The 19,047-nt window shown below is 39.2% G+C and carries 19 protein-coding genes; 14 read left to right on the top strand and 5 right to left on the bottom strand.

The genetic code is table 11. From position 1 onward, the window contains the following. Nucleotides 1-11: 11 nt before the first annotated feature. Entirely contained in the window at nt 12-239 is a 228-nt protein-coding gene (locus tag G7058_RS10605; RefSeq protein ID WP_166063487.1) for a hypothetical protein, read from the bottom strand. Between the two features lie 14 nt (nt 240-253). After that, nucleotides 254-697 carry a GNAT family N-acetyltransferase gene (locus G7058_RS10610; RefSeq protein WP_166063488.1) on the bottom strand — a complete coding sequence of 148 codons (444 nt, stop codon included), beginning with the start codon at nt 695-697 and terminating at the stop codon, nt 254-256. 111 nt (nt 698-808) lie between these two features. On the opposite strand from G7058_RS10610, the gene G7058_RS10615 reads away from it, so the two are divergent. The 3 genes from G7058_RS10615 to G7058_RS10625 all read left to right on the top strand — a co-directional run bounded on the left by G7058_RS10615 (nt 809) and on the right by G7058_RS10625 (nt 3,003). Then, nucleotides 809-1,327 (top strand): transcription repressor NadR, encoded by a 519-nt coding sequence (locus G7058_RS10615; RefSeq protein ID WP_166063489.1) that lies wholly within the window; start codon nt 809-811, stop codon nt 1,325-1,327. 81 nt (nt 1,328-1,408) lie between these two features. Further along, nucleotides 1,409-1,960 (top strand): hypothetical protein, encoded by a 552-nt coding sequence (locus G7058_RS10620; RefSeq protein WP_166063490.1) that lies wholly within the window; start codon nt 1,409-1,411, stop codon nt 1,958-1,960. Between the two features lie 68 nt (nt 1,961-2,028). After that, nucleotides 2,029-3,003, top strand: coding sequence for a DUF1002 domain-containing protein (locus G7058_RS10625; RefSeq protein ID WP_166063491.1), 975 nt, complete (start codon nt 2,029-2,031; stop codon nt 3,001-3,003). Between the two features lie 68 nt (nt 3,004-3,071). On the opposite strand, the gene G7058_RS10630 is transcribed toward G7058_RS10625, so the two are convergent. Then, nucleotides 3,072-3,986, bottom strand: a complete 915-nt coding sequence (locus G7058_RS10630; RefSeq protein WP_166063492.1) for an AEC family transporter — start codon at nt 3,984-3,986, stop codon at nt 3,072-3,074. Between the two features lie 180 nt (nt 3,987-4,166). Between G7058_RS10630 and cdd the strand changes: the two genes are divergently transcribed. After that, a complete protein-coding gene (gene cdd, locus G7058_RS10635; RefSeq protein WP_166063493.1) occupies nt 4,167-4,580 on the top strand; it encodes a cytidine deaminase in 414 nt (137 codons plus the stop codon). 62 nt (nt 4,581-4,642) lie between these two features. Here the strand turns inward: cdd and G7058_RS10640 are convergent, their stop codons facing one another. Further along, nucleotides 4,643-5,425, bottom strand: a complete 783-nt coding sequence (locus tag G7058_RS10640; RefSeq protein ID WP_166063494.1) for a hypothetical protein — start codon at nt 5,423-5,425, stop codon at nt 4,643-4,645. Between the two features lie 457 nt (nt 5,426-5,882). Here G7058_RS10640 and G7058_RS10645 point away from each other — a divergent pair, with 457 nt between their 5' ends. The 7 genes from G7058_RS10645 to G7058_RS10675 all read left to right on the top strand — a co-directional run bounded on the left by G7058_RS10645 (nt 5,883) and on the right by G7058_RS10675 (nt 16,550). After that, nucleotides 5,883-6,770: a DUF4349 domain-containing protein gene (locus G7058_RS10645; protein ID WP_166063495.1), complete on the top strand. Its 888-nt coding sequence runs from the start codon at nt 5,883-5,885 to the stop codon at nt 6,768-6,770. A gap of 105 nt (nt 6,771-6,875) precedes the next feature. Then, the gene (locus G7058_RS10650) at nt 6,876-8,159 is read left to right on the top strand and encodes an alkaline phosphatase family protein (RefSeq protein WP_166063496.1); all 1,284 of its coding nucleotides are present in this window, start codon (nt 6,876-6,878) and stop codon (nt 8,157-8,159) included. A gap of 239 nt (nt 8,160-8,398) precedes the next feature. After that, the gene (gene glgB / locus G7058_RS10655; protein WP_166063497.1) at nt 8,399-10,318 is read left to right on the top strand and encodes a 1,4-alpha-glucan branching protein GlgB; all 1,920 of its coding nucleotides are present in this window, start codon (nt 8,399-8,401) and stop codon (nt 10,316-10,318) included. A 40-nt stretch (nt 10,319-10,358) separates the two neighbouring features. Next, nucleotides 10,359-11,507 (top strand): glucose-1-phosphate adenylyltransferase, encoded by a 1,149-nt coding sequence (locus G7058_RS10660; protein WP_166063773.1) that lies wholly within the window; start codon nt 10,359-10,361, stop codon nt 11,505-11,507. Continuing rightward, a complete protein-coding gene (gene glgD, locus G7058_RS10665; RefSeq protein WP_166063498.1) occupies nt 11,494-12,645 on the top strand; it encodes a glucose-1-phosphate adenylyltransferase subunit GlgD in 1,152 nt (383 codons plus the stop codon). Before G7058_RS10660 ends, glgD begins: the two co-directional genes overlap by 14 nt. 14 nt (nt 12,646-12,659) lie before the next feature. Continuing rightward, on the top strand, nt 12,660-14,093 hold the full coding sequence (gene glgA / locus G7058_RS10670; RefSeq protein WP_166063499.1) for a glycogen synthase GlgA: 1,434 nt from the start codon (nt 12,660-12,662) through the stop codon (nt 14,091-14,093). A 39-nt stretch (nt 14,094-14,132) separates the two neighbouring features. Next, nucleotides 14,133-16,550: a glycogen/starch/alpha-glucan phosphorylase gene (locus G7058_RS10675; protein ID WP_166063774.1), complete on the top strand. Its 2,418-nt coding sequence runs from the start codon at nt 14,133-14,135 to the stop codon at nt 16,548-16,550. Nucleotides 16,551-16,776: 226 nt separating this feature from the next. On the opposite strand, the gene G7058_RS10680 is transcribed toward G7058_RS10675, so the two are convergent. Then, nucleotides 16,777-17,577 carry a Cof-type HAD-IIB family hydrolase gene (locus tag G7058_RS10680; RefSeq protein ID WP_166063500.1) on the bottom strand — a complete coding sequence of 267 codons (801 nt, stop codon included), beginning with the start codon at nt 17,575-17,577 and terminating at the stop codon, nt 16,777-16,779. A gap of 105 nt (nt 17,578-17,682) precedes the next feature. Between G7058_RS10680 and G7058_RS10685 the strand changes: the two genes are divergently transcribed. The 3 genes from G7058_RS10685 to G7058_RS10695 all read left to right on the top strand — a co-directional run bounded on the left by G7058_RS10685 (nt 17,683) and on the right by G7058_RS10695 (nt 19,034). After that, a complete protein-coding gene (locus G7058_RS10685) occupies nt 17,683-18,450 on the top strand; it encodes a prolyl oligopeptidase family serine peptidase (RefSeq protein ID WP_166063501.1) in 768 nt (255 codons plus the stop codon). A 68-nt stretch (nt 18,451-18,518) separates the two neighbouring features. After that, nucleotides 18,519-18,860, top strand: coding sequence for a metal-sulfur cluster assembly factor (locus G7058_RS10690; protein WP_166063502.1), 342 nt, complete (start codon nt 18,519-18,521; stop codon nt 18,858-18,860). A gap of 9 nt (nt 18,861-18,869) precedes the next feature. Beyond that, nucleotides 18,870-19,034, top strand: coding sequence for a hypothetical protein (locus tag G7058_RS10695; protein ID WP_166063503.1), 165 nt, complete (start codon nt 18,870-18,872; stop codon nt 19,032-19,034). Nucleotides 19,035-19,047: the final 13 nt, after the last annotated feature.

The following is a 19,047-nucleotide window of genomic DNA, read 5'->3' on the forward strand; positions in this document are numbered from 1 at the left end:
TTTTCATTGTATTAATTCTCTATTTCGTAACGTACTTCCATTTCTTTCATTTCAGTAAAACTAACTTGATCCAATGTTTTTGCTGCTAAAAACATGTTGAAATCATCGCGCGCCTCATGGTCTGCGGCATCCCAAATTGCAAAATCTGCTTCCGTTTGCTCGTCCCATGCCAAATCATCTTGAAAGAGTACCATGCCTTCGCGCCACTCTTTGTATGCTTCATAAACCATTGTATTCATAAAATCCTCCATCATTAACGAATGATATATACCATTTCATTTTCTTTTTCCTCTAAATTTGTCTGACCGCGTACGAAACCGGCGGACTCCAGTGTCTTTCTACCGAATAAATCACCTGTATTGACAACACAACGAATTTTATTGATGCCGGGCAGATTTTCAGCATACTGAATAAATTCTTGTAAGGCCTTTGTTCCATAGCCTTTGTTTTGTTGTTGCCAGTCAATCATAAAATAAGGAATAGCTACTGTATCATGCATCTGTAAAAAAGAAAATACCATAAAGCCTATCACTTTGTCGTTGACTGTAAGTGCTAATGGGACTCTATTTTCTGGATCCACGTAAGCCATAGCAATCTCTTCTGCAATCGTGGGAAGATTCTTTGCTTGCCAACCTTCCATTTGAAGGGCAAGCGTCTCTTGTAGGTTTTCAGCGGTTAAATTATTTAGTTGTACCACGATTCCCATCCTTTCGCATTTCTTCTTTCACTTATTATAATTGAGAAAAAAGGAAAAGTCAGTGGGAACATGCTAAAATGTGACTAAGGATAAAAGAAACGGAGGATACGTATGGGCCCAGCGATGCGTAGACAGGCAATACTGAAATATTTAACCCAATTGGATGCTGCAATCAGCGCCAGAAAAATGGCTGAGAAATTTGACGTCAGTCGTCAGGTGATAGTAGGAGATATAGCACTATTAAGAGCCGAAGGACATGATGTTTTATCAACTCCAAGGGGATATATATTACCAGCAAAAGCGGATGAAAAAAGTTTTTACGAAGGGAAAGTGGTTTGTTTACACACTCCTCAACAAGCAGAGGAAGAGTTACAAATAATCGTCGATAACGGTGGCCGTGTAATGGATGTCAGTGTGGAACATCCATATTATGGATTATTGACCGGAAAGCTACAAATAGCGACGCGTTATGATATTAAAGAATTTTTGAATCACGTCAAGAAGCATGAGGCAAAAATGCTTTCTTCGTTGACGGATGGTGTACATACGCATGTTATACATTGTCCAGACCAAGACACTTTTACGCGTATTAAGAACGAACTTCATCAACACGGTATTTTATACATTTGACATTTTTCGCAAAAAAAATATAATCATAAGGTAGGTGTCTTGACACCTCAGTTGACAGAATTGTGGAAAGGGTTGATTTAATTGAAAAGTAGGCAACGTACTAGAAAAATTACTATAGCGGCATTATTGATAGCCATTGGCATTCTTATCCCGATGATATCCCCATTAAAAATTATCTTGGAGCCGGCTTCGTTTACTTTAGCAAGCCACGTTTCAACTTTCATTGCGATGTTTATATCACCTTATGTTGCGATTGCAGTAGCAATTGGAACAGCATTTGGCTTCATGTTAGGCGGTTTTCCGATTGTCGTTACTTTAAGAGCAGCCAGTCATTTAATTTTTTCTTATTTTGGAGCGAAATATTTGGCAAAACATCCGAGTACGCTCGAGAATAGTAAAAGTAAATGGCTGTATAGTTTATTAATTGGCGTTCTTCATGCAGCTTGCGAAGTAGTCGTGGTGTCTATTTTTTATTTTGGTGGAAATCTCTCGACTGCTTATTACGATAAAGGGCTTTTACTGTCGGTAATGGGACTTGTAGGCGTAGGAACAGTCATCCACAGTATGGTTGATTTAGAATTAGCGCAGATTGTATGGCGCGCATTACCGGCTGGAGCTATTAAAACGAACTAAATCGGCCCCAGGTTGGATGAACCTTCCGTTTATTTAAAGTAGACTGGTCGTTATAGGAGGATGATTAAATGAAAAAATTACAGAAAAGACTCGTATTAATAACTGCTGCTGTAACATTCGGTACATTAGGATTACTGGTTCCAAACACTGTATCTGCTGACGAAAGTGGGATTGATACAACGGTAATCAATGAAAAATGGGGCAAGCCTACATTTGTATATGGTGGTGGCTTATCTGATGCCCAAATAGATACAACTGCAGATTTATTGGATATTGAAGTCAGGGATAACGTGAACAGCATGGCAGTTACCGGAGAGGATCTCGCGAGTTACTTGAACGAAGGAGCTGCTGATACCTCTGTCATGATTTCTTCTGTCTTAGTCCAGAAAGAAAACAGCGGCAAGGGTGTCGTTGTCGATATTAAGACGCCTGAAAATATTACTCAAATTACTGAAGAACAGTATACGAATGCTGCAATTACAGCTGGTGTAGCCGATGCAACAATCCTTGTTGCGAGTGTCAGCCGTGTAACTGGAGAAAGTGCCTTAACCGGAATTTATAAAGCATTTGACGCGAATGGTGAGAAATTAGATCAAGACCGCATGGAAGTTGCTCAGGAAGAATTAGAGACAACGAATGAGATTGCCCAGGAAAACGTTGGAGAAGAAGACTTCGATGCTAAGCGACTGGACCAAGCGATTATTGATATTAAACAAGAGTTATCTGAACTAAAGGAGCGTGCCGGTGAATTAGCGACACGTGAGGATATCGAGAAAATTATTAATGATGCCTTAGCGAAAAATAAATTGGAAGATTATGTAACGCAGGATCAATTCCAAAAGCTGCTTGATTTATTCGAAAAATACCAAAAAACATCAGCTATCGATTCTGCTGAAGTAAAACAACAGTTACAAGATTTATCCAAAAATGTCCAAAACAAAATTTCTGATTTCGTATCACAAGCAGAAGAAAGTGGTCTGATAGATCGTATCGGTAATTTCTTCAGCCAAATTTGGCAAGCCATTACAGGTCTGTTTAACTAAATAGATATTAAAAGACTGGAAAAGCCCTGTTATAGGGGCTTTTCCAGTCTTTTGATATATTCATTCTTTTAGAGTGCGTATATAAATGTCGCGAATTGGAGCATAAACGGAATCGTTAGGATTGAAAAAAGGGATGACAACACTACGATACGCGCGCCGTATTCATAATTACCTCCAAAGACACGGCCCAAAATGGCAGTATTGGCTGCGGCTGGTGCGACTGAGGCAATCGTCATAACAAGTTCAACTTCGCTGTTGTTAATGGGCAGAAGCTTGATGATGATAATAGCTAAAATAGGTGTAATCACTAGGCGCATCAACGAGGCTTTGTAAGAAGTTCTATTCGTAAAGATTGCTTTCAAATCACTATTTGCTAAGAAGCTCCCGATAATAATCATTGCCAAGGATGTATTTAAGGCAGCAATACTATCGACTGCTTTCCACATGAATGCGGGTAGAGGTAACGGGATAATATAAAGGATCAATCCGATTGTTGCACCAATCATACCTGGATTCGAGAAGACTTTGCGAATACTCATCGAACTACGATCGCCAGATATTAAAGCGCGCCCATATGTCCATTGCAAGATGTTGTTACACATAATGTAGGCTGACATGAAAAAAATTCCCTGAATCCCGATTAATGCTGTTACAATGGGAATGCCAAAAAAGCCGGAATTCGGAAAAGTTACCCCGTATTTTGCAGTCCGATCTTCTTTATCAAACACAAAATGATTCAGTAGAATCCGACTTGTAATAGTTAATAATGCAGCAATAATGGCCCATCCGAACAGTTTCAGCCGATCAAAATCGAACGCATCGTTAAATGAAGCGATCATGGATGCTGGCATCACGTACATCGACAGTAATGTTGAAATCTGTTTAGTTCCATCAGCGTCGAGTACTTTCCTTTTTATTAAGATGAAACCAAAAATAATTAAAGACAGCATTGTTAACATTTGCTGTAATAAGATAATAAACATAATTAGATGAAAGACTCCTCTCGTTTTAAACTAGACAAAATTTATCATATCACAAAAGGGACAAAACATTAATATTAGTTGGATTATGATGAATACTGAGAATTAATTAATAATTGAGGAAATTTAATAAAATTCAGTTATAATAGGTATACTTTACTGATAATAAGGGAGTTGACCAGAATGGATATCTTGCAAGAACAAATTAAATCATTGGCCGACCAAGCAAAAGAGATAAAAGAGAAGGCCTATGTTCCTTACTCACATTTCCCGGTTGGGGCAGCCATTTTATATAAAAGCGGCGAAGTTATTCAAGGTGTAAACGTGGAGAACGTATCTTTTGGCGCGACAAACTGTGCAGAACGTACAGCTTTATTTACAGGTATAACAAAAGGGTACGGCAAGCATGACGTTGCAGCAATTGCTGTGGCAGCCAATACAGAAGATTATATTATGCCATGTAGCATTTGTCGTCAGGTGATGGTTGAACTATGTGAGTATGATACACCCGTTTTTCTAACAAATGGAGCAGGCGACATCAAACGTTTGACTGTTGCCGATTTAGTGCCTTATGCATTTGATTCATTAAACAACTAAAAAAGAGAATATAGGAGAGGGGCTGGGAAAAAATTCCCAGCCCCTCTGTTTGATTTGAAGCGTTATATTTTCACTAGTAGGTATCCAAATGCTAAGAGCAACAAGAAGTGGATACTTGAAGCAATTATTCCTTGGTAATAACGTTTATTTATATTTGTACCACCCAGAGAAAGTGCGAAGCTAAGCGTATAGCTCATTAAGTACAAGAAGATAAAAATAAGAGCCGGAATCCCTAAAGCGAGCGGTGCGATTAACGATAAGATGAAGCATCCACCTAAGACAAAAAGTGAGAGTGCGTTCATACCGCCAAAATGTGTGAGCCAGAAGGCGAATGAATATTCTTCTTCAGATTGGTTTTTCTGAAAGATGAAAGAAATAAAGCCATAGAGATAGGCATATACAAAGAAGAAGAGACTCAACTTCATGAACCACTCAATCGCATTAAAAGAAAAAGACACGACCGGAAGAATAGAGATTGAAGCCAACGTTTGGTACGTTTGATCCCAAGTTGCAGCCACACGTGTTGCAGTTCCAGCAGCAAGAAGAGCAGAGAGAAGGATTGTCAAATAACCATACAGAGACGATCCGCTAAGAGAAAAATCCGTTTCTTGCGGATGCGTTACTTTCCGAGTGAGGTAGTGTAAATACTGAGAAAAAGTTGAAAAACTTTTTAGAAAGTTGAAGCGTTTTTCTTCTTTTCGAGATACGGGATTAAAGTTAATATTATATGTCTGGTTTTCTATTTCGGATGTTGTAGATTGTTCTTCAGTCACGTCCATTCCGCACATCGGACATTTTTTTGCATCCATTGGGATTGATTGGTTACAGAAATAGCATTGTTTCATATTAAAACCTGCTCCTTTACGATTTCATTCTTTCATAGCATAATCGAGATTTTATTTAAGCACAAGCAAAATTAGTATAACCCGAGCCAATTTTGAAAAAACATGATTCAGACGGTTACAAAATTTAAGTTGTATCCGATTAAAAAAGCTTGCAAAGTAAAAAATAATATGATAATATACTTTTTATGCGACGAGGCGACTTACGATCCAATTGGAATCGTAAATTGTTTAGCGGGACATTGTGTTCAATCACACCACAGGAAGTGTATGTTTGGTAACTTATTGCTGTGAACAAGACGTTACTCATGGTTTTCCATGCCGCGGAAAAAGAGTTGCTCCTTCATTGGAGTAACTCTTTTTTTTGTATTCAAATTTAATACCCTTAGAAAATGAAAGCTCTTTCACAAAAGGCATAAGATTGCTATAATGTACATAGATACGTTTGGGGGTGGCTATTATGAAACAGTTTCGGAACTATATAATTCTTTTGCTTACATTATTTCTATTTAGTTGTTCAAAGTCGCAAGAACTGAGTCAAGATGAGGCCGGCTTATCCACGGTCAACAACGCGTCTTTAGAAGAACGTGCGATGACCAATGATGAAATCGCAATAGAAAATGGTCTGGTTGGTGAAAAGGTTATAACCACGATAAACCTTGATTACGAAACACTCTATTTTGATGAGGCCAATCAACACGTAATAGAAACGATTAAAGAGGTTGATGCGTATATTGAATATTCGAACCAATCTTCTTATTCACCAGGCGCAATAATAGGAGGAGAAGCACGCCAATATCGCCGCATTGACTTCACAATCCGCGTTGCGAAAGAGCAAGTAACTGTACTTCTAGAATCTTTAGAAGGTATGGAAGCTGTGAAAATAGGTGAGCAAATTGGTTCTGAAGACGTAACTCAGACCTATCGCGATACAGAAACACGGATTAATGTTCTCAACCAAAAAGAGAAGCGATTAAATGAACTTATGGAAGAGGCAGAAACAATTGATCAAATCTTACAAATAGAAGACAACTTGAGCCAGACAATCGCTGAGCGTGAGATTCTACAATCGCAATTAGATGGTATCGATAATTTAATTGATTATACGACAGTTCATTTACATCTCGTTGAGCGGCAACGGGTTTCTAACGGAAGAAATGAAACGCTCCCTTTCTGGGGTAGAGCGAAAGAAGCGGTACTTGATTCCCTTTATAGTTTCTATTATTGGGTACAAGACGCAGCCATTTGGATTATTTATGCGCTCCCATTCATCGTAATTATCGTTGTCGTTGCGATACTTATTCGCTATGGCCGTAAAGTTGTTCTAGAGAAAAGAAAAAAAGATTAGAGAAAATGCACTCTCATATGGTTTAGAGAGTGCTATATTTGTTTGAAAATATGAACGTAATGTATAATTTAAAATGAGAACAGTTTGAATCAGGGAGGTCAAGTAATGACAAAAAAACGACTTTATATCATTTCATTAGATGCATTTGGAGATGCGGACTTGACGTTTGCCAGTACCTTGCCGAATTTCCGCAAGTTATTGGCCAGAAGTGCGCTTGTAACAGGAGTTCGAACTGTTTATCCATCTTTAACTTATATGGCTCACACCAGCATTGCGACGGGCATGTACCCGAATCAGCATGGAATCGTAAATAACACACGTTTGCAACCTGAGCGTGTTTCGGCAGACTGGTATTGGTATGAGAAAGATATAAAAACGCCAACGATTTTTCAAGTTGCCAAAAAAGCGGGCTATTCAATTAGTACGTTACTGTGGCCGGTAACAGGAAGAAGTAAAGCGATTGATTATAATTTAGCAGAGATATTTCCGAATCGGCCGTGGCAAAACCAAATCATGGTCTCGGGGTTTGCGTCGAGTCTGACCTATGCTCTGGATATGAATAAAAAATATAAGCACTTGAGAAATGGGATTCAACAACCCGAGTTAGATGATTTTATCACTGCTGTGGCGATTGATACGATTAAAAATAAAAAGCCGGACATGATGGCTATTCATCTCGTTGATTTAGATAGTACGCGTCATAAGTATGGGGTGAAGAGTACGCAAGCACGAGATGCCGTGGTCCGAATGGATAAACGGCTTGGTGAAATTCTTACTACCTTAAAAGAATGCGACATGATGGAGGATACTGTATTAGCTGTTCTTGGAGATCATTACCAAATTGATACCCATACTGTTATCCGTCCCAATCACTTATTTGTACAAAAAGGATGGATTCAAACAGATAAAAATAATCGGATTACCGATTGGAAAGTCATCTTGAAAGCAGCTGACGGTGCAGCTTATATTTACCGTAAAGATTCCAGTATAACCAATAAAATGATTCTGGATACATTGAAAGGGATCGATTCCCGCATCGACAAAATCTTTACCAAAGAGGAATTTAAATATGATGGTGTGGATGAGAATGCTGTTTTTATCTTAGAAGCGAAAGCCGGTTACTACTTTAAAGAGGATGTGTCTTATCCGTTCATGGAGAGTACCGATAAGACGCTAAGCGGCCGAACGTTAGCGAAAGCGACTCACGGATTCCATCCTGACAAACATAATTACAACACGATGCTGTTGCTATCCGGGCCGGGAATCAATACCAAAGCACGTCTGGAAGGAGCGCGACTCGTCGATGAGGGGCCAACGCTTCTTCATGCAATTGGACTCGCTTTTCCGGTCAAAACAGATGGACATATATTAAAAGAATTATTTCTGTAGCTCACTACGAAAGAGGACAACAGTATAAAATTGTTGTCTTATTTCTAATTATTAAATGAAAGCGAATCCAATCTAATGAAAGAAAAGTGAGGATAATATTTTTCAAAAAAAACGTTCGCATAGCCGTTATACATGGATTATTTAAAGTAAGAATGGTATTATAAAGAAGAGCAATTTCTAATAAAACATAATTATGGAAAAGTTCTATCGGAATATTTTGTGGAGGAGGATAACGTCAAATGGGAAGTTCGATTTTAGCTAACATCGAGAAAGAAATGTATTTATTTAATAATGGCCAACATTTTGAGAGTTACCGTTTCATGGGAAATAACCGTAGCTATGAACAAAATCAAGATGGATGGCGCTTCACTGTGTGGGCTCCCAATGCGAAGTCGGTTTCTTTAGTTGGAGATTTTTCTGACTGGGAGCAAGTACCCATGGAAAGTGTGGGTACAACGGGGGCGTGGTCGATTTTTTCTAAGGAAGCTGCGGTAGGTGACTGTTATAAATATTTAATCGAAACACAGGCCGGCGAAATGGTTTATAAAATTGATCCATATGCACGCGCTTATGAAGTGCCTCCAAAAGATGCGTCTATCGTTAAAGAGTTGCCTTCTAAAAAGTGGAAGGACAGCTTATGGTATGCAAACAAAAAACGCAAAACTATCTATAAAAAACCTCTCAATATTTACGAAGTTCATTTTGCATCCTGGCGTCGTCATCCTGACGGCAGTCAGTATACCTTTAAAGAACTCTCTGAAACCTTAATTCCTTATGTGAAAGAAATGGGCTATACGCATATTGAATTCATGCCGTTGATGGAACACCCCTTAGAAGCATCCTGGGGCTATCAAATAACGGGCTATTTTGCAATTGCAGCACGTTACGGCGACGTTACGGCATTCCGCGAATTTGTGGAAGAGGCGCACAAAAATGGAATCGGAATTATTTTGGATTGGGTTCCAGGGCACTTCTGCAAGAACGATTATGCCCTGCCATATTTTGATGGCACACCTACTTACGAATATGACGATCCAAATCGGGCAGTAAATAATCGTTGGGGAACAATGAACTTTGATTTAGGCAAAATGCAGGTTCATAGCTTCTTAATTTCCAATGCTATTTATTGGATGAAAGAATTTCATGTTGATGGAATCCGGGTCGATGCCGTATCGAATATGTTATATCTGGATTATGACGAGGGTCCTTGGACTCCAAACGAAGATGGGAGTAATCACAACCGTCAAGGTGTTGATTTCTTAAGGAAAATGAATACAGTTATTTTCTCACAAGATTCGGATATGTTAATGATTGCTGAAGAGAGTACGTCTTGGGCAGGTGTTACGAAACCTGTTGAAATGGACGGACTTGGATTTAACTACAAGTGGAACATGGGTTGGATGAATGATATTTTACGCTTCTTTGAAATGGATCCGTTGTATCGGAAAGACAACTTTAATTTGATTACATTTTCGTTCATGTATGCTTTTAATGAAAATTTTGTATTGCCGTTTTCGCATGATGAAGTTGTGCATGGTAAAAACTCACTGCTCGGTAGAATGCAAGGAGATCGCTACAATCAGTTTGCAGCATTGCGAACACTACAAGCGTATCAAATGGCACATCCCGGCAAGAAGTTGAATTTTATGGGTTATGAATTCGGGCAGTTTCTAGAGTGGCGCTTCTATGATGAACTCGAATGGGGCGTTCTTTATAGTAATGAATTTAACAAAGAGTATCAACATTTTATCAAGACGTTAAACCATTTGTATCGTAAGCAAAAAGCACTTCATGAAATTGATGAATCTTATACGGGAATCGAGATTATTGATGCAGATAACACAGAAGAAACAGTTTTATCATTTATCCGGAAGTCTGAGAAAGAACGTGATTTCTTAATTGTGGTTACTAATTTCACACCAGTAGAAAGACGAAATTTTGTGATTGGTGTTCCTTATAAAGGGACATACGAAGAATTATTGAATACAGAAATGTTAGAGTTTGGTGGAACGTGGACAACACCACAACCGGATATGAAATCAGTGAATCAACCTTATAAACAATTCGAGCATACAATCGAGTTGGTTGTCCCGGCAATGGGAACTGTATATATAAGGCCCAAAAGAATTTATGGCTTGAATAAAAACAAAAAAGCATAAAAGGAGGGGAAGGGAAGAGTTGATGATTCTTCCTGAGCATATGAAAAATGAAATGTTAGCAATGATTTTAGCAGGTGGACAAGGTACCCGGCTAGGTAAGTTAACTAGAGAAACGGCTAAACCGGCTGTCCCGTTTGGCGGACGTTACCGGATTATCGATTTTGTACTAAGTAACTGTGCAAACTCTGAGGTAAAGCAAGTAGGGGTTGTCACACAATACGAACCGCTTGAGTTGAATGATCATATCGGTAACGGTGAACCGTGGGGATTGAGCGGACATGGAAAAGGAGCAACCATTCTTCAGCCTTATACAAATGCGGATGGTGAAAAATATTTTGAAGGGACAGCGAATGCGATTACCCAAAATATTTCCTTTATCGATTCAAAAGATCCAGAATATGTGCTTGTTCTCTCAGGGGACCACATTTATAAAATGGACTATGATGCCATGTTACAGTCACACATCGAGAATGATGCAGACTTAACAGTTGGGGTTATTCCAGTCGATATTAAAGAAGCATCGCGTTTTGGAATTATGAATACAGATGATTCTGGCCGTATTATTGAATTCGACGAAAAACCCGCAGAGCCGAAGAGTAATTTAGCATCTATGGGGATTTACATTTTCAACTGGAAAAAATTGCGTAAGTATCTGGTTGAAGATAATAAAGAAACAAAAGGTATGATGGACTTTGGTCACGATGTTATTCCTGCATACTTGAATAATAAAGAGAACCTTTACGCTTATTCCTTTACAGGTTATTGGAAAGATGTCGGAACAATTGACAGCTTATGGGAAGCGAATATGGAGTTTTTGGATCCAAACCATAGCTTGAACATCCGTGATGACAACTGGCGTATTTACTCAAAAAACCCGATCGCGCCACCGCAATATATTTCTGAAAATGGAACTGTAAATAATGCAATGCTCGCAGACGGTTGCTATATCGACGGATCTGTTAATCACTCTATCATTTCTCAAAATGTTTCACTCGGTGAAAACAGTGTGGTCGAAGACAGTGTGATTATGGCCAATGTTAAAATCGGTGCGAATGTAACGATTAAATACGCCATCATCGGTGAGTACGCGAATATCCAGGATGGTACCGAGATTATCGGAGCACGCGATGATATTAAAGTAATCGGTTATCAAGAACAAGTAGGAGGAACAGACTATGAGAATGAATAAAATCACAGGAATTCTAAGCCTAACAGATCCAAGTACACGGGATATGCAACCATTAACGACACGTCGTCCGGTGGCAGCATTACCATTCGCAAGCCGTTACCGTGCGATTGACTTCCATCTATCAAATTTTAGTCACGCAGAAATGGATTCAGCAGCAATCTTTATCGGTGGGTCAGGACGCTCTATCTACGACCACATTAGAAGTGGAGCTGTTTGGAACTTAGAATCAACATTAAGTGGTGGGATTTTCACCTACTCCCAAACCTATATGAAACAACATACAGATGATCCACATTTTGGTGAAAATCATTTCTATGAAAATCAACGTGAATTCCTAACGAAATCCCGAGCAGAATATGTGATTGTCGGTGGAGGAAAGATTATTGGAACATTCGATTTTCTAGCTATGCGTGACTTCCACATGCAGCATGATGGTGATATTACAGTTCTCTATAAAAATATGCCGGTGGATGAAGTGAAAGGTCATGACTATGAAAAAGTCCTCCAATTCGATAGCAATCGTGATGTTTTAGAAATGCGGCCAAGTAGTGATTGTGATTTTACGGGTGAGACAGCTCCAATGAGCTTAAACTTCTACATGATGAATGTATCTAAGTTGATTGAAATAATTGACCGTGCAACTAAAGAAGGCATTCGAATGGATATTGATCGTCTGGTTGCCTATTATTCTAAATTTTATCAAGTGGATGCATATGAGCATACTGGACCGATTGTGAACTTTGATTCCATTAAATCGTATTACGAAGCCAATATGTCTCTTTTGAATAAAGATTTTTATGACGCTGTTTTCCATGGGGAAAGAAAAATTATTACAAAAGTTAAAAACGAAGCACCTACTTATTACTGTAGCGATGCAAAAGTGAAACGTTCACTCCTTGCAACAGGTAGTTATATCTCAGGAACAATCGAGAATTCGTTAATTTTCCGCAAAGTGAATGTCGGTAAAGATGCAGAAATCCGTGATTCAATCATTATGCAAGGTTCAAAAATCGGTGAAGGTGCAATTCTCGAGTATTGTATTCTGGACAAGAACGTTACGATTGAACCGGGTGTCATTCTGAAAGGTTCCATAGATAATTTAATCGTTATTGAGAAAAACAAGACCGTTACGGCTTAGAAACGAGGGAACTCATGAAGGTTTTATTTGCAGCAGCTGAAGCAGCACCTTTTATCAAGACAGGCGGACTCGGTGATGTAGCAGGTGCTTTACCAAAAGAATTAGTGAAGCAGGGGGTCGACATTCGTGTCGTCCTCCCGTTCTATAGCCAAATCGATACCAAGTACAAAGAGATGGCTGAAGATTTAGTGTATTTTTATATGCATGTAGGTCTTAAATGGGTTTATTGCGGTATAAAGACACTAGAACTTGCGGGTGTCACTTATTATTTTATAGATAATCAGGACTATTTTAATCGCAATGGCCTATATGGCGAATGGGATGATGGCGAGCGTTTCGGCTTTTTTTCCATGGCAATTATCGAAATGATGGAAAAAATCGGTTTTATTCCTGACGTCATCCATGTGAATGATTGGCAGACAGCGATGGTTCCAGCTCTTTTGGTAGATAAATACCACTGGGTTGAAGCATATAAAGGAATTCGCAAAGTTCTCACTATCCACAACATTCTCTTTCAAGGTATTTACCCTGAAAATATTCTGGGAGGAGTCTTTAATACAGGACACAGCATTTTCCATGAAGCCGGCGTAAAATACTATGAAAACGTGAATTTCTTAAAGGGCGGTATTAACTTTTCAGACGTTGTTACGACAGTAAGTCCCACATATGCAGAAGAAATTCAGACGCCTGCGTTTGGAGAAGGACTAGAAGGAACATTACGCTATAATTCTTGGAAAATTCGGGGAATTATCAACGGTATTGATTATGATATTAATAATCCGGAGTCGGACTCACGTCTTGACTACCATTATACTGCTGAGGATTTGAGTGGAAAGGTAGCTAATAAAAAAGCATTGCAGCAGCGCTTAGGACTCCCGGTAATGGCAGACGTTCCACTTATTGGCGCTGTAAGCCGCTTGACCGGTCAAAAAGGCTTTCACTTAATTGAAGAAAAAATACATGAACTAATGGCTACCAGAGATGTCCAAATTGTTATTTTAGGAACAGGGGACGCTGAATTTGAAAATGCATTCCGTAATATGGAGCAGATGTATCCGGATAAATGCCGGGCAATCATTGATTTTGATGTAACCTTAGCGCAGCACATTTACGCAGGGTCAGACATGTTCTTGATGCCTTCAGCATTTGAACCATGTGGACTTTCACAAATGATCTCTATGCGCTATGGCACCATTCCGATTGTTCATGAAATTGGCGGATTGAAAGATACAGTTATCCCATATAATGAAATAACGGGCGAAGGTACCGGCTTTAGTTTTTGGGGCTTTAACAGCACCAACTTGTTGGCTACCATTAGTCGTGCTTTAGATGTTTATGAGGATCAGCCTGAAGAATGGCAACAGCTCATGTCTCAGGGAATGGACTCGGATTTTAGTTGGGCACAACCAGCTAAAGAGTACCTGTCAATTTACCAGTCACTTTTATAGAACAGCTGCTTGAAAATGAGGAGGATGTAAATGGAAGTTATGGATGTGAATCAGTTCAAGGAAAGATATGTAAAAAAGTTTGAGGAAATGTATGCCTTTGATTACAAAGAAGGATCAATACGAGAGCAGTTTTTGACGCTGGGTTATTTAATTAAGAATATGTATGCGCCGGAATGGCGTCAAACGTCTGATACGTATCTTGAAAACAAATCAAAACAAGTTTTCTACTTTTCGATGGAATTTTTGCCCGGAACGATGTTAAAGAGTAACCTTTTGAACCTGGGTTTATTAGACACTGTTTCAGATGGCCTTAAAGAATTAGGCCTTAATCTGGATGAAGTTGCGACTGGTGAAATGGATCCGGCGCTTGGTAATGGTGGTTTGGGTAGATTGGCTGCATGTTTCATGGACTCCATCGCCTCCAATGGTTTAGCTGGGCATGGAAATGGTATTCGTTATCAATATGGTCTGTTTAAGCAGAAATTTATTGATGGGAATCAAATCGAACTCCCAGAAAACTGGTTACGAAATGGTAATGTGTGGGAAGTAAGACGTGAGAATAAAGCTGTGACAGTGCGCTTCGGTGGGCATGTAACCTTAGATGAGGACGAGAATGGTGTCAAACGGCCAGAGTATCATAATACAATGAATATTTTAGCTGTTCCGTATGATACTGCTCAAGTAGGTTATGATAACGGTGTTGTGAACAATCTTCGTCTGTGGTCGGCCGAAATTCCTTATGGGGAAGAATATCTATACCCAACGGATGAAGCACGAGACCAAGTCAAGCAAATTACCGAATATCTCTATCCAGATGATTCTAATTATGAAGGAAGAATGTTGCGCTTGAAGCAAGAATACTTCTTCTCCTCAGCGGGTGTTCAGAGTATTATCCGGTATTACAAGAAAATGGATTTGGATTGGAGTTTCTTCCCGGATAAAATCGCAATGCATATCAATGATACGCATCCAACGCTTGTTATACCTGAACTCATGCGTATCTTGATGGATGAAGAAGGGTTGTCTTGGGAGCAAGCTTGGGAAATTACGAAAAAGACAGTCAGTTATACGAACCATACCATTCTTCAAGAGGCTTTGGAGCGCTGGCCAGTTGATATGATTGCACAACTACTACCGCGTATTTATCAGATTATCGTTGAAATCAACCGCCGTCATATCGAGAAGAAAATTCCTCTATACGGGGAAGATTTAACATATCGCACAGCTATCATTGATCACGGACAAATCCAGATGGCTAATTTGGCTATTATTGGAAGCCACAGCATTAACGGTGTAGCGAAACTGCATACGGATATTTTAATGAATCAAACACTCCATGACTTTTATCTCATGTACCCAAACAAATTTAACAACAAAACAAACGGTGTCACAATGAGGCGTTGGGTTCAAATATCTAATCCGGGACTGACTGCTTTGTTGGATGATGTCATCGGTACGAAATGGAAAAAAGCGCCAAATGAACTTGTTGTTTTGAAAGCATTTGCTAATGATAAAGATGTTTTGAAACGTCTAGATGAAGTAAAGCTGAACAATAAGAAAAAATTTGCGAAGTATGTACAAGAAGAGATGGGAATTACAATCGACCCGACTGCCATATTTGATGTTCAGATTAAACGTCTGCACGCATACAAACGTCAGTTGTTGAATGTTCTTCATATCTTGGACCGTTACAGCTTTATAAAAGAAAATCCAAATACAGACATTCCAAAACGCGTTTTCATTTTTGGTGCGAAAGCTGCTCCAAGTTATCACTACGCAAAACAAATCATCAAACTCATTAATGAAGTTGCAAACATGATTAACAACGATGATTCAATCAATGATTTAATTAAAGTTGTTTTTGTAGAAAACTATGGTGTCTCCTTAGCAGAATTAATTATTCCTGCTGCAGATATCAGTGAGCAAATTTCGCTTGCTGGTAAAGAAGCATCAGGAACAAGTAATATGAAGTTAATGGCAAACGGAGCCTTAACTCTTGCCACAATGGATGGTGCGACAGTAGAAATTCATGACTACGTTGGAAAAGACTACATTTACATTTTTGGTATGACGAATGATGAAGTTCAAACTTTAAATGAAAATCGGACATATCATTCCCGTCACTTGTATGAGACCAACCCAAGGATTAACAAAGTCTTGAATATGTTAGTCGATGGTTCGATTCCAAACACTGAAGAAATTGGGCAAGATATTTTCGACAGCCTTGTGAAATACAATGATGAATATTATTTACTTCAAGACTTTGACAGTTATATTGAAGCTCATAAACGAGCAGATACTGACTTCAAAGACCGAATGAAATGGAATAAGAAAGCGTTGATGAACATCGCCAATGCCGGACCGTTCTCAGCTGATTATACGATTCATCGCTATGCAGATGAAATCTGGAAGATGAAGCCCGGTGAAGAAAATATTTTATTACAACCTGAAGCGTAATAGGTTTAAAAAAGCAGAGAGTGGGAAAAAGGCGCTTAAATCCGAATCACTGGAACGAATAAGCACAGGGTGGCGCAAGCCATCCGCGCATTATTCGTGAAGTGGACGTCGGATTTGCCTTTTTGAGCACGTTTACGCCACTATTATTCGTTAAAAAGCAGAGCGGCTGGAAATTCCAGCCGTTCTGCTTTTTTATTGGCTATTATCTATACTGAATTAATCGGTTTTAAAGGCTAAAATATTTCTCGAGATAAATGGCAAGTCCGTCTTGATCATTCGTAAATTCCGTAATATCGTTGGCAATTTTTTTAAGAGTGGGAATTCCGTTGGTCATAACGACTCCATGACCAGCATAGTCAATCATTTCCATATCGTTATCTTCGTCACCAAAAGCTAAAATATTCTGGCGGTCGATGTTGTAGAAACGGGCGACTTCATCCACACCCAAAGCCTTTTGAATACCCGGTGCAACAATTTCCAAACAGGGCAGTTTACCGCCCCAAGTACGAATGGATAACTCATTGCCATATTTTTCAATAATGCGGGTTCGAACGATTTCTTGTTTATCCTCGTCCATGAATAGGCTCAATGCAGTCGGTCTCTCATCTAATTTTGTCTCCATTGAAATGAAAGTCGACTTCGTATTTTTGGGATAAAATTCACTGACTGGAATATCTTTATACGTCGCATAGAGCTGTTTCTTTCCTTCGACACTAATCCAATCCACACCTAATTCTTCTTGATAGTCTAGTAAGTCCATGACTAAGTCCAAGTCCAGCGTTTTATGGTAGAAATCTTTTTTGTCCGGGAAATGGCATAAAGCACCGTTAAAGTTTACCAAAGGAGAAGTAAGCTTTAAGGTATCATAGAATTCCTTGCTGTTACGATACGGTCTTCCCGTTGCAATCATAACAATATGGCCATCTTTTTGTATGCTTTCTAACGTAGAGATGGTCCGGGGTGTTAGCTGTGAGTGATCGTTTAAGGTTGTACCATCCAAATCAATTGCGATTAATTTTTGATTCATATTTCCAGGACCTCCCTATCTGAGTGTTGGCGGTTATTTCTCGATAATGTTACACTAAGTATACGAATAAATCTAGCATGAGTTACCAATCAAGGAGTGGATACCGTGATCGTCATTGAGAAAAAAGTAATTAATAATGTTCCTGTTATTGAAATGGTGGAGCAGGATGCCTTACATAAGAACCTTCCCTTAGCACTGTTTTTTCATGGTGTAACAAATCAAAAAGAACAGGGTTTGACAGTTGGCTATGAGTTAGCGAAAAAGGGATTTCGAACGGTTATTCCCGATGCTTATTTACATGGCGAAAGAATAGATGAACCTTATCACGGTCCCAAAGAAATGGCCTTTTGGCACATTGAAATGAAAACGATAGAAGAGTTACCGGAAATAGTCGATTACTATGTTTCACGCCAATTAGCTTCGCACAATTCGGTTACAGTTACCGGGCTTTCAATGGGAGCAATTGCTACGTGTATGGCTTTTGCTAAATATCCGTGGATTAAAGCGGCTGGATGCCTGATGGGTAATCCCGATCCTGTTTCATTTACAAAATGGTTGTTAACGTCACACTGGCGCGATTCAATTGAGGAAATGGCGAATGTAGATGAAGCGACGGTTGAAGTGGCCATGCGTCCGTTTTTACCACTCAGCCTGAAGGAAGCGCCGGAAAAAATAGCGGGTCGTCCTTTCTATATTTGGCACGGGAAAGAAGACCAAACGGTTCCGTTTGAGCAAATGGAACACTTTGTAACTGCGATTGCTGAACAGGATTATGCCCGGAATGTCCAAGTGACTTTTTCGGAAGGGAAAGGACATAAAGTCCCCTATGAAATTTTTGTTGAGATGGCAGAAACCTTAGAATCACCAAAATAAGGATAGCGTTGTCAGATACAGTGAATGTTGGTAAACTATTTATATTAAGTTTCGAAGGAGGTCTAAACGTGTCTGAATCAGAAATCACGTATACAAATGAAGAGTTAGAAGCAATTAAAGAGAACGTCCTTTCAGCGCTGGAACAAGTCATCGATCCAGAGTTGGGTATTGATATTGTTAACCTGGGTTTAATATACGAAGTGTTATTAGAAAAAAATGGCTATTGTCAAATCAATATGACGTTGACAACGATGGGCTGTCCTTTAGCTGATGTTATCCATGATGAGGTACATCGTGCTTTAAAAACAGTCTCTGAAGTTAAAGAGGTCAATATCAAATTGGTCTGGTACCCAGCTTGGTCAACAGAAAGAATGTCACGTTATGCACGCATTGCATTGGGAATACGCTAGATTAAAGGTATGGATAAAGCGAACCAGCAAAAGTTAGCGTGTATCGGCCTCATCTTGTTGACGCTGGGATGGTTGTGGCTGATAGTCAGAAGTTCAGGAGATACAGTAATGAATCAAGAAACACGAATGATTCATATTTCTCCGCAAAACGAATTAAATAAAGAAGATAAGTAAAGAATCTAGTGGG

It is taken from the genome of Jeotgalibaca porci (assembly GCF_011299095.1).
GTDB lineage: Bacteria > Bacillota > Bacilli > Lactobacillales > Aerococcaceae > Jeotgalibaca > Jeotgalibaca porci.